Source organism: Streptomyces sp. NPDC037273 (genome assembly GCF_055603625.1).
The window spans coordinates 36,174-47,941 of record NZ_JBVJVO010000011.1 but is presented as its reverse complement, the minus strand read 5'-3'; the positions used below and the strand labels follow the sequence as shown (position 1 = coordinate 47,941).

The 11,768-nt window shown below is 71.3% G+C and carries 8 protein-coding genes and 1 pseudogene; 8 read left to right on the top strand and 1 reads right to left on the bottom strand.

Annotated elements, in window-relative coordinates:
• The first annotated feature begins 948 nt into the window (after window positions 1-948).
• Window positions 949-1,299, top strand: coding sequence for a hypothetical protein (locus ACZ7G1_RS26440; protein WP_470880296.1), 351 nt, complete (start codon window positions 949-951; stop codon window positions 1,297-1,299).
• A 136-nt stretch (window positions 1,300-1,435) separates the two neighbouring features.
• Here ACZ7G1_RS26440 and istB read toward each other — a convergent pair.
• Window positions 1,436-2,270, bottom strand: a pseudogene (istB, locus tag ACZ7G1_RS26435) (IS21-like element helper ATPase IstB).
• A gap of 920 nt (window positions 2,271-3,190) precedes the next feature.
• Between istB and ACZ7G1_RS26430 the strand changes: the two are divergent.
• Genes ACZ7G1_RS26430 through ACZ7G1_RS26400 form a run of 7 tightly spaced genes read left to right on the top strand, consistent with a single transcriptional unit; the run spans window position 3,191 to window position 11,518 of the window.
• Window positions 3,191-4,135 (top strand): hypothetical protein, encoded by a 945-nt coding sequence (locus ACZ7G1_RS26430; RefSeq protein WP_470880298.1) that lies wholly within the window; start codon window positions 3,191-3,193, stop codon window positions 4,133-4,135.
• Window positions 4,136-4,149: 14 nt separating this feature from the next.
• Window positions 4,150-4,491 (top strand): hypothetical protein, encoded by a 342-nt coding sequence (locus ACZ7G1_RS26425; protein ID WP_470880299.1) that lies wholly within the window; start codon window positions 4,150-4,152, stop codon window positions 4,489-4,491.
• Window positions 4,488-5,027 (top strand): hypothetical protein, encoded by a 540-nt coding sequence (locus tag ACZ7G1_RS26420; RefSeq protein ID WP_470880301.1) that lies wholly within the window; start codon window positions 4,488-4,490, stop codon window positions 5,025-5,027. The genes ACZ7G1_RS26425 and ACZ7G1_RS26420 overlap by 4 nt, the downstream gene beginning before the upstream one ends.
• Window positions 5,024-7,609 carry an ATP-binding protein gene (locus tag ACZ7G1_RS26415; protein WP_470880302.1) on the top strand — a complete coding sequence of 862 codons (2,586 nt, stop codon included), beginning with the start codon at window positions 5,024-5,026 and terminating at the stop codon, window positions 7,607-7,609. Before ACZ7G1_RS26420 ends, ACZ7G1_RS26415 begins: the two co-directional genes overlap by 4 nt.
• Window positions 7,606-7,971 carry a hypothetical protein gene (locus ACZ7G1_RS26410; RefSeq protein ID WP_470880303.1) on the top strand — a complete coding sequence of 122 codons (366 nt, stop codon included), beginning with the start codon at window positions 7,606-7,608 and terminating at the stop codon, window positions 7,969-7,971. The genes ACZ7G1_RS26415 and ACZ7G1_RS26410 overlap by 4 nt, the downstream gene beginning before the upstream one ends.
• Window positions 7,968-10,409, top strand: coding sequence for a hypothetical protein (locus ACZ7G1_RS26405; RefSeq protein WP_470880304.1), 2,442 nt, complete (start codon window positions 7,968-7,970; stop codon window positions 10,407-10,409). Before ACZ7G1_RS26410 ends, ACZ7G1_RS26405 begins: the two co-directional genes overlap by 4 nt.
• A complete protein-coding gene (locus tag ACZ7G1_RS26400; protein WP_470880305.1) occupies window positions 10,406-11,518 on the top strand; it encodes a C40 family peptidase in 1,113 nt (370 codons plus the stop codon). Before ACZ7G1_RS26405 ends, ACZ7G1_RS26400 begins: the two co-directional genes overlap by 4 nt.
• Window positions 11,519-11,768: the final 250 nt, after the last annotated feature.

The window sequence follows — 11,768 nt, the reverse complement described above, 5'->3', positions numbered from 1 at the left end:
GACCGCAGCTCTGCCTTTGCTGGCCCACCACAGCAAGGACATCGACCGTCGCATCACACACGACCTCGACACCCTGCCCCGCGAAAGCCTCATCCCACTGATCCCGAGCCTGTCAGGACACCCATCGGCGTGGGTCCGCGCCCTGGCCACCCGCCTGTGGTGCCACGTCACCGACCGACCGGATCTGACCGACCTCGGCCACCAATTCGCCCACGATCCCGCCCTCCCCGTCCGTCATACGTTGGCCCGATTCCTCCCCGACGCGCCCCCACGCTCCGCCATCCAGGCCATCCTCCGGCAGGACTGCCGCTGCACTGTACGCCTGGAGGCCGCAGCGTCACTCCACAGAAGCTGACAGCTCTGTGAGTTGTACTCCCTCCAGGACTGCCAGGTGGATGGGCCTCATCAGTGAAACGGGTCGTGGTAACTGTGTCTGTTTTCGACGGGTTGTTTTGGCCCCACTGGAACGGGTTCTGGTGGCCCCACCCCTCGTTTGGGTGAGGTCCCAGGGCTGTCCCGGGGTGGAGCGAGCGGTGTGCGAGAGACGCGGGTCGGTGACCGGTAGCGTGTGGTCCACGGAGCCTGCCCGGGCGCGTCCCCTGACAGGCATGCGAACGGGCGGGCGCGTTGTCTTTGCGACAGCCCGTGACGGGTGGGCTGCGGCCGATGTCAGGGGATCCAGTCACCGTTGGCCGGTGAATGGATCAAATGCACCAGTCGCCCCTGACGTGCCTGCCCAGCCCGACACGTTGTTGTCTATCCGGGGCACCAACGAAGACGTTGTTGCCTTCTTTGCCGGGGTCGCAGACCTCGACGCGACAGAACCGGCCGACTTCGAGCTGGAGGACGGGGTTCGGCTTGCCTCCGGGGCCCCGGCTGGAGCAGTTCGCGCGGGCAGGCTCAGGGGACGCGTACTGCTTCGTCGGCGAGGGCGGAGAGGAACGTCCAGTGGTGTATGTGAGCCTCGACGGTGAGGCCGGACCGCTCGCCGTCGGACTGCCGGAAATGGTGCGGCTGTGTCTCGTGGCACCGTGGTGGCGGGATGCTCCCGGACGGACGGCCGAGGAACTCCAGACGGTCGCCGACGAGTACCGGGAGGAGCTGCCCGAGCTCGCCCGACGACGCGACCGAGCGGCCTGGGCGCTCGGTCTCGATCCAGCCGCACTTCCGTCCGAGGCGGCAGCCCTGGCCCGGCTCGTGGAACTCTCGCGGGGACCGGTCGCAACGGCCTGCCTCGTCGTCGGATACGAGGGCGATCCGCTCGATCCCCTGTTCGGCGCCGACCCCGGCCGACCCTGATCGGCGTACCATCCCGGACCGGACCGGGCCGGACCGGTGTCGGGTCGGCCAGCCGTCCGCGGCCCGGGCCGCAGCTGACTGGCCAGCGGCAGGTGGTCGAAGTTCGTTGAGACGGATCATTCGCTCCGGGGATCGGTCAGGCGGCGGCAGCCTGCCGCTTGGCGGTGGTGCTGGCGAGGCGGAAGGACTGGGTGCGGGTCTGGATGATGTGGGCCTCGAAGGTGAGCCGGTCGACGATGGCCTGGCTGAGCCGCTTGTCGGTGAAGGTCTGGTCCCACTCGGTGAACGGCCTGTTCGAAGCGATCGCGATCGCGTGCCGTTCCTCGCGCTCGGTGAAGATCTGGAACAGCAGCTCGGCGCCGTGCCGGTCGAGCTTGACGTAGCCGAGCTCGTCCAGGCAGAGAAGGTCCACCCTGCCGTACTTCTTGATCGTGCGGCCCAGCTGCTTGTCGCTGGCGGCCTCGGCCAGCTCGTTCACCAAGTTCGCTGCGGTCGTGTAGCGGACGCGTGAGCCTGCCTCCGCGATCGCGGTGCCGAGCCCAACCAGAAGGATGGGACTTGCCAGTGCCGGAGTCGCCGATCAGGCAGAGCGGGTTGCCGGCCTGTACCCAGGCGGGCTGGGCGAGGGTGTTGATGACCTCGGGCGGGACGTTGGGGTTCTTCGAGAAGTCGAAGTCCTCGATCCGCTTGTTTCTGGGGAAGCCCGCCTCCTTGACCTACCGGAACTTGCGCCGCTCGTCCCGGTCCTCGCACTCGCTCTCCAGCAGCTCGGCCAGGAAGTCCGCGTAGGACGCGTGCTCGCGCAGGGCCTGGGCCGCGAACTCCTCCCAGCGGCCATGGACCGTGGACAGGCCCAGGCTCCGGCAGGCCGCGTCGATCGTGGCCGACGGGTCGGCCCCGCGCTGAGCGGGCAGGCCGAAGGAGCCCCACCGCCCCGTGGTCGCGGGGGCGGAGGAGGTGCTCTGCGTCATGCTGAGCCTTTCGGTTGGATAGAGAGCAACTGGCCGTAGGCAGCCAACGAGTGTTCCGGCCGGGTTGCCGGCGGCAGTTCAGGACGACGTGCGGGCAGCGAGATCACCCGCGCAGCGACGATGTCCTGGTCTTCGGGCCCGTCCTCGGCGGCAGTGGCAGTCGCGGGCGGGCTGATCACGACGGGCGGAGGTCCGCCGCCGGCGGCGACGGCCTTGCGGGCCTCGATCGCGACGAGGAACCGGCCTGGAGAACCGCGTTCATCCCCGCGATCACAGCTTCGCCGGGCAGTCGGCGGTGCAGAAGGAGGACGTCGATCAGGGCCCGGGTGCCTTCCGCCCGTCCCCTAGCCTCGCGGGCAACCGCCCAGAACGCGTCGTGGACCGGGGTGAACAGCCCGTTCTCGCGGGCCGCGGCAAGGCCGGTGGCTCCAGAGCGCCGGGCTTGGTCCGCAGGATCTCCAAGTAGTGGTCGAGCGGATCACGGAAGCCGTAGCGGCCGGCCAACCTCGGGTGGCGCACGACGATCTCGTGCCGCTCGAAGACCCAGACCTCGTCCAGGACCAGGACCACCGCCTTGAACACCTCGTTGCGAGCGCCAGCACGAGTGCGCCTTGTCCTGCCGTGGTAAGTGGGGCCCGAGACCACCAGAGCTGACTTACCACCACGCTTACCAGCAGTTCAGCGGCTACGTACCAAGCCACTGACCATGAGGAGTTATGGCCTCGTGACGACTTGGTGGTCCGGATGGTCAACGGCACGGTGAGCACCCAGTCGAAGAGTGAGGCATCGACCCAGACGAGCTCTTCGAGGAGGCACAGATGCCACTCTCCCCGCCGCGCCGCGACCGGCGCGCGCCCTCTGCCCCGGCCGGGGACCGGGCAGTCCGCAAGACCTCCGTCCTACGTGTCCGGCGTGCGGCTGTGACCCGGTTCGGAGTGTGGGCGGCGCTCGCCGCCGGGCCCGTCGCGCTCCTCGCGAGCTGCGGCCGCCCTGCCCCGGCAGCCGTTGAGCGGTCCGCCACCGTGACCCGGACCGTTCAACCGGAGACCACGATCGAGAGCGGCCCGGCCGGGTACGCCGAGCTCGTTCTCGGCTTGTGGCTGGGCGCCGGGTCGGACGTGAACGGTGCGTCGGCCCGGCAGCTGCGCGTGCTCGCGCCGTCGGTACGGATCCCGCAGTGGGGGCAGAAGGCGGTGACCGTCGAGCGGCTCGCCGCAGTGCGGACCGTGCGGCAGAACCCCGGCTGGTCGGTCACCGTCGCCGCCCAGATCACGGAGGCCGCCGAGACGCCCGAGCGCGAGAGCGCCGCCGGGCTGCGGTACTTCACGATCCCCGTCGTCCTCCAGAGGCCGGGCAAGTCAGACGCGATGGGCTTCGCCGCGGCCGGGGCGCCGATGGAGGTCGCCGGTCCGGCCGCCGGGCAGATGCCCTCCTCCCCGTACGGGAGGGCCGTCGAGGACGGTCCGCTCGCAGACAGCGTGAGCGGGTTCCTGACAGCGTTCCTGGGCGCGGAAGGCGGCGCAGACCGCTACCTCGCACCTGAGGTGACCCTGACCCGCCCCGAGGCCGGCGGCTACATCGCGGTCGAGGTCGACCAGCTCCTGGCCGACCGTCGCACGGACGGCCAGGAACGCGGCAGGGACGGCGCCCCTGTTCGTGTCCGCGCAGAGGTGACCGCGACCGACACCGCGGGCCGCAAGTGGCCGCTGTCGTACGCACTCTCCCTGACAGCCCGTGCCGGCCGCTGGGAGGTCGCCTCGCTCGATACCGGCCTCGGCGCGCCGTCCGACGGTCCGCCGCCGCCCTCTGCCTCTTCCTCCCGTTCCACCGACTCGGCTGCGCCGGGTCGGACACCCGCCTCCTGAAAGCGAGACACCCTATGAACTCCGTCGACAACGCCGTCGTGATGGCCGCCGCGTTCGAGGACATCGGCAATCACCTCTTCGGTATGGGAGAGAGCTGGGCCGAACGCGCTCTGAAGCTTTTCATCCTCGCGGCCGTCGTCATCACGGTCGTCACGAAGATGAGCCTGAAGGCCGCCATCGGCGCCGTGATCGCCCTGGTGATCTGCCTGGGTATCTACAACGCCCGTACCGAGCTCTCCGATGCCTTCAAGGAGGAGCTGACCGACGTCACCACCTCGGATCCGGCCTCCCACTCCATGGGGCCCGTGCACGCTGGGACGGGTCGGCAGGGAGCTGAGGGCGAGCGGACCGCATGACCGCCACTGCCCCGGCCCGGGTCGGCCGTACTTACACCCGGGCCCGCCTGTTTCCCTGGGTACTCGGCAAGGTCGGCGACTTCGTCCTGTGGCTCGGCCCGTACAACGCGCCCCAGCTGATCATCGCCGCCGCCGGGGTGTTCCTGCTCATCAAGACCTTCTCGTGGTGGGCAGGGCCGCTCGGCCCGATCCCGGTCGTCGCGCTGGGGGTTGCCGTGTGGGCGGCCCGGGCCAACCGGATCGCCGGCCGGGCCCCGCTGTGGATCGCCTACGGCGTTCTCCAGCGGGCGCTCCAGCCCCCCACCGGACGGATCGGTGGACGTACCGCCCGCGTTGCCCGGCCGACGTCGCTCACCGGGACGTTCCTGATCGAGCACACCTCGGCCCCTGCGCCCGTAGACCACCCCACCTCTGCGGCCACGGCCACCACATCCGGTTCCCGCACCCGCCCCCGGCCTTCGATCCGGGGCGGGAGCCCGGCCCCCACCCCGCTGCAGCAGTTGCTGCGCGAGCGACAGAAGGCAGCCGCACGATGAAGCTCCCCATCCGCCACATCGTCGACAACGTTGTGTGGTCCACCACCGGCACTGCCTGGGCGATCTGGTCTCTCACCCCGGGCGGATCCCGCTACATGGACGACCGCACCCGCGACGAGCTCATCTCCCAGGCCACGGCCCTGGTCCGCTCCCTGCCCGGCACCGCCCGCCTGTACGGGCTATGTGCCCGGCTGGATCCCGCTGAGGTCGTCGCGAAGACCGTGGAGGGCGTCGACTACCGGCGGCACGAGGCGTGGGCGGAAGTCGCCCAGGAGCGCCTGCGGCTGCTGGCCGGAGAGGACCTGGCCTCGCCGGTGGAGATGCACCGCCGGACCCTGTGGCTCACCGTGCCGCTGGAGCAGACCGGCGCCAAGGCGCAGTGGACGACGGCGGCGGCATCGGCGTGGGCAGAGCTCTCGGGCATCCTCGGCCTCGCCCCCGCGCCGGTCACAGGCCGCGAGACCGCCGCCTGCCGGGCGCGGGTCGAGCAGCTGGAGGCGGAGTTCGACGGCAGCCTTCCGCTCCGGCGGGCGCTCCCGGCGGAGATCGTGTGGATGTACCAGCATGCCGTCGCCCGGGGCCTGGACGGTGAACTCCTCGGTCAGGCCGAGCACTCGCCCATGCGGGGCAGCCACTTCGTGCAAGGAGAACTTCGCGCGCCGTCGCATGCCGACCTCGGTCAGGTGCGGCTCCTGGAAGGCGGCGACCACCAGGACGCCAAGAGCACCCGTCGGGGGAGTGGCGGCAGCCGTGCGCGGAGGGCCGGGATGATGGTCGGCCGCCGGTGGCTTCAGATCGATTCCGAGGCCGGCACCTCCTACCAGGCGCACCTGGCGCTCGCGGAGATGCCCCGGCGCTTCACCGCCGCCGGCGGTGACTTCTTCGCCGAACTCGACCGGATGCCGTTCGGTGTCGACTGGGTCGTCGACATGACCCTGGTCGAGGCCGAGAAGGTCCTCGCGGCGGTCACGAAGAAGAAGCGGGACCTGGTCGACCAGGCCGACCAGTACGCCGCCCGGCGGGCGACGGGCCTGCCCGAAGACCTGCGCGACGCCGCGGACGACCTGGGCGACCTCGGTATCCGAGTGTCGCGTACGAGCGTGGAGGTCGAGGTCCAGGCGGTCACCGCCATGACGGTATGGGGCACCACACCAGGAGAATGCGACAAGCGGGCAGGCGCGCTCCAGACCCGGCTGCGCAGCGCGAACTACCGCCTGGTCCGTCCCATCGGCGGACAGGAACAGCTCTTCACCCTCGGCCTCCCGGCCGCGCCCACGCCGCCCGCCACCCGCCAGTACGTCCAGTACCAGCTGGGCGAGGACTGGGCGATGCACGGCGCGTTCACAGGGCACACCTTCGGCGACCCGACCGGCGCCATGATCGGCTTCTCCCAGGACGTCGGCACCGTCTGCCCGACCCTCCTCGACATCGCCGACGCGCCCGTCCGCAACGCGAGCGCCTCCTTCGCGCTCGCCGGCGATCTGGGCGGTGGCAAGTCGACCCTGGCCAAGCTCATCGCCAGCTCGATCGTCGACCGTGGAGGCCGGTGCATCGCCATCGACCGCACCAAGTCCCGCGAATGGGCCCGCTTCGCCCGTACCGCGGCCGCCGGCCGCTGTCAGGTCGTCGACGCCGCCCAGGCAGAGCTGTCCATCGACCCCCTGCGCGTCTTCCCCGACCCCGCCGTCGGCGCCCGCTACGCACTCAGTTACCTCATGCTCCAGCTCGGTGTCGGCCCGATGACCGAACACGGCGCGCTGCTCAAGGCCGCCGTGAAGCAGGCCGCCGCTTCACCCTCCCCCTGCATGGCCGGGGTACTGGACGCCCTGAAGCAGATGGCCCGTGACGACAGCCCGCGCGGCCAGCGCGCGCACGCGCTGGTCGAATGGCTGCAAGTGGCCGCCGACGAACCACTCGCCGCAGCCGTCTTCGACCCCGATCTTCCCCCGCTCGACCTGCTCTCTGAGGTCTCCTCGGACTTCGTGGTCATCACCACCACCGGCCTGACCCTGCCCCCGAAGGAGGCGGCCACCAACCCCGAACTGCTGCGCAGCCAGCCCCTGGAAGCGCTCATCGGCCGGGCCGTTCTCTACCTGATCGCCGCGCTCGCCCGCGAGGCCGCGTTCACCGATCCGCGCTTCACCCTCCTGCCTCTCGACGAGGTCTACTGGCTGACCTCCTCCGCCGAGGGCCAGGCGCTGATCGACGAGATCGTCTACGACGGCCGCAAGCACGGTGCCGGCGTCGGGCTCGGCTGCCACGACGTCGACGAACTCGGCACCCCCACCACCCGCGGCCTGCTCGCCTACCGCTTCCTCGCCCGCACCGCGGACCCGGTCCTGGCCGCACGCGGCCTTCAATGGCTGGGCCTGGACGGCACCGACGAGGAACTCCTGCGCATGGTCACCACCGACCTGTCGCCGTTCGGAAAGAAGGACCGAGCCGGCGAATTCCTCGCCCGCGACCCCCGCATGAGCATCGGCCGCTTCAAGGTCCTCGTCCCCGACATTCACCGCATCACCCACGGCATCTACACCACCCCCACGACCCTGTCCGCCACGACCGCCGGGAGCCCGCGATGAGCAACACCTTCCACCGCCCCCTCGCCCAGCGCGTCGGCGCCCTGCTCGCAGGACTCGCGGTGTGTGCCGCACTCGTGGCCGCGCTGACCCTCGTGACCACCGCCGCGCCGGCCGGCTGGTGGCCGCACACCGCTGACGCCTTCGCGAGCACCCCCGCCACCCACACCACACCGGCGACCGGCCAAGTCGCCGACACGTGCGCGCGGATCGTCGGACCGGCACGGGAGTACTGCCTTCGAGGCGGCCCCCAGGCCTCATCGGCTCAGAAGCGCGCGCTCACCCCCACTGCGCTGCTCCTGCTCGTCCCCGTCGCGGCCCTCGCCACGGTCGCGGTCCGGCGCCGTGAAACGGCGACCCGATGACGCCGGGGCGCGGCCGCCACGCCGCCGCCGTCGCGGGCCTGACCGTCCTGTTGTGGGCGGTGGCCGGCGCGGGCACCGCTCTCGCCGCCGACCCGGGCGGGGGCCTGCTCGACCCGTTGAACGTCCAGACCTCCGAGGGCGCACCCCTCGACCACTACGACCTGGTCAGCGGCGACCCGACCGCAGGGGTCTCGGTACCCGGCACGGTGAACGGCGGCGGCGTCCTCGAATCCGTCCAGATGATGCTGGCCTCCGGCCTCTTCGCCGGCGCCCGTACCGTCACGGGCCTGGCCTGCTGGCTTGTCGACTGGGCCTACAAGTTCCCGGTCATCGACAAGCTCACCGGCCCCGCGCAGAAGGTCTCCGACGCCTACGAGACGAACATCCTCCGCCCTCTCGGCCTGGCCGGCATGCTCATCGCCTGGGCGTTCGTCTTCGGCCTGGTCCTCGTCATGCGCGGCCGCGTCGCCCGCGGCGCCGGCGAGATCCTCCTGACCCTGCTCATCTCCGCGTTCGCCGCCACCGCCGTTGTCCGCCCCACCGTCCTCCTCGGCTACGACGGACCAGTCCAGCAGACCCAGCGCGCCGCGCTGGAGGCGGCGACCATCACCACCAACGCCGGCAGCACCGCAGGCAGCCGTGACACCGGCCCGTGTGCCCTGGTCACCGGCCCCGCAAAGGAAGCATGCCTGCGCAACCAGGCGAAGACCAAGCCTCCAGCGTCCTCATCCAAGACGGACCGTACGAAGCAATGCGACAGCGTCACAGGCCCTGCCCGCGAGACCTGCCTGAGCGGCGAACGCCCCCTGAACGCGGCCGCGGTGTCGCAGCCGATCACCCAGACCCTCACCGACACCCTCGTCGTCCAGCCCTACATGCTCCTGCAGTACGGGCGGACGATCGAGAAGGACAGCCCCCTCTACCCGGTCCACAAGAACCTCGTCACCAAGACGACGGACAAGCCCACCCCCGACCCCGACAGCCACTGCAACCGCGTCACGGGCCTCGCCAGGGAGCTCTGCCTGCGCGGAGAGCAGGACGCCACGGGCAAGTTCGACAAACTCGGCGACGAAGGCAAGGCCGTCACCGCCTACATGGGCCGCGGCTCCTGGGACCGAGTGATCGGCGCCGCCCTCGTCCTGATCGCCGCGATCGTCATCTTCCTCCTCGTCCTGGCCATGGCCATGGCCCTGATCGCCGCCCAGATCGGCTGCGTCATCGCCGCGATCGGCAGCGGCATCGTCTTCGCCTGGGCGCTGCTGCCCGGACCCAACCGGGCCGTCCTGTGGCGATGGCTGGGATCACTGGCCGCCTGCCTGCTCACCCTCCTCGGCGTCGCCATCGCCATCCCCCTCTTCGGCCTCATCGCCCGCGCCCTGCTCGCCGACAACGGCACCCCCCTGCTGGAACGTCTCTTCCTCCTCGACGGCGTCGCCGTTGCCGCGCTGATCGGCCACCGCCTGATGAAACGCAGCGCCCAGCGCACCGGCCAGACCTTCGCCAGCCGCATGCGTTTCTCCCGCATCGGCGGCAGTCACACCATGAACGAGAACACCGCCGCGACCGCCGCCGCCTTCTCCTCCCTCGGCTACAGCGGCGCTGTCGGCTCCCCGGCCCACGCCTCCCTCCTCAGCCGCGGGGGACGTACGGGCACACTGGCCGGCTTCATGGAGGGGACCGGCGGGCCTGGCGGGATGCTGGTGGCCGCGGCTGTCGCAGAAGGCCGGCACGCCATCGCGCCGCTCGCTCTTGGCCTGCGCGCCGCACACACCGCCCTCATCGGGCCGAAGCGGCCCCCGATCCAGCCCGAACCCGTGGGCCCCGACGGACTGGTTCTGCCGCACAACACCCCAAACGCCTCCGGGAATACCAGCGCCACAACTGCTTCCCCCACCGCCGCACCCGGCAGCCCTTCTTCCACCTCATCCAGGGCCGAGAGGGAGGGGACGCCCCGCCCGCCGCTCGTACCGGCCGGAAGCCGTCTGGAGGCCTCGCTCCGCCGCACCCGGGCCGGCCGGGTCCTGGTCGGCACCACGAAGACCGCGTTCTACTCGACCGTCGGACTGCCCGCCACCTGGACCCGACTGCGCCGCTTCGGCGACGAGATGTCACGGGATCTGAACACCGAGCTCGGGCTCCAGCGCACCCACTACCAGCGAGTCGCCGACCGCTGGGCCGGTGACACCGCTGCCGCCTTCACCCCCCGGCGCAGCGAGGGGCACCGTCCCCATGCCGAGGACCACCGCTCCTACCGGGCCGCCTCGACCGGGGCACCCCGCGCCGGCCAGGCACCCCGCCCTGAGAGGACCAACACCCCCACCGCCCAGAGCCCTACGGATGCCGCTGCCACGGCCGGACCGGACGGTGCACCGCGGACCTGGCGCGAGACCTGGCGCGAGGAGTACGGCGGCCGTGACCACGCCGGAGGTGCGGAGTGAAGCGCCGCATCGGCTGCGGCACCATCCTCCTGGCCATGCTCGCCGCCCCGGTCCTGCTCGTCGTGACTGTCACCGCCCGCCCGGCACCGACTCCCGCTCTGGAGACGGTGGGCCAGGTCGCCGGTATCCCGCAGCGGATGCTCACCGCCTACCAGAACGCCGCCACCCGCCTCCCGCGTGAAGTGCCCTCCTGCAAGGGCATGCGCTGGGCCGTACTCGCCGGGATCGCCCGCATCGAGTCCAACCACGCCGCAGGCCGCACCATCACCGCCCAGGGCGACATCACCCCGCGGATCCTCGGCCCCGTCCTCGACGGCTCCGGCGCCGGCGGCAACCACACCGCCTTCCCCGACACCGACGGCGGCCGCTGGGACGGCACCGCCACCAGCGAGCGCGCGGTCGGCCCCTTCCAGTTCCTGCCCTCCACCTGGACGAGCTCCGGCCGCGACGCCAACGACGACCGGACCATCGACCCGCACAACGCCGACGACGCAGCCCTCGGCGCCGCCGTCTACCTCTGCGGCAACGGCCGCGACCTCAACGACCGCACCCAACTCCGCGCCGCGATCTACCAGTACAACCACTCTACCGCCTACGTCGACGACGTCCTCGGCTGGATCGACCGCTACAGCCAGCTCTCCACCGGCACCATCCCCATCGGCCAACCCGCCACCGGCAATGCCCGCACCGTCATCAACGCCGCCCTCGCCCAGACCGGCACCCCCTACTCCTGGGGCGGCGGCAACGCCCACGGCCCCAGCACCGGCATCTGCTGCTCACCCAGCGGAAAGAGCGGCGCCCACATCCGCGGCTTCGACTGCTCCGGCCTCACCCTCTACGCCTACGCCCAGGCCGGCATCACCCTGCCCCGCACCGCCTCCCAGCAAGCCGGCAAAGGCCGCCGCATCCCCGCCTCCGCGGGAATCCAGGCCCTGAGCCCCGGCGACCTCGTCTTCTTCGCCTACGACCCCACCCGCGACTCCACCATCCACCACGTCGCCATCTACCTCGGAAACGGACAGATGATCAACGCCCCCCGCCCCGGCACCCAAGTGCGCTCCGAAGCGCTCTGGGACGACGGCTTCGCCGGAGGGGCCCGCCTGCTGTGAACGCCCACCCCACCTCGTACGGCCGCCCTCTCCTGCTTGGTCTGGCCCTTCTTCTTGCGGGCGCCGCCGTCCTCCTTGATGGCACTGGTTCCGGGTCAAGGCCCGCCTCGGCCGGCGCCCGGCCTACGGCCACACGCACAGCTCCCTTCGCGGCAAGCCACTCGGCCACCTCCACGCGCCCGTCGGCCGACCCCGGTGGCGTGCGTGACGATGCCGCGCCAGACCGAACCGCCGAAACCCCCACCACCCG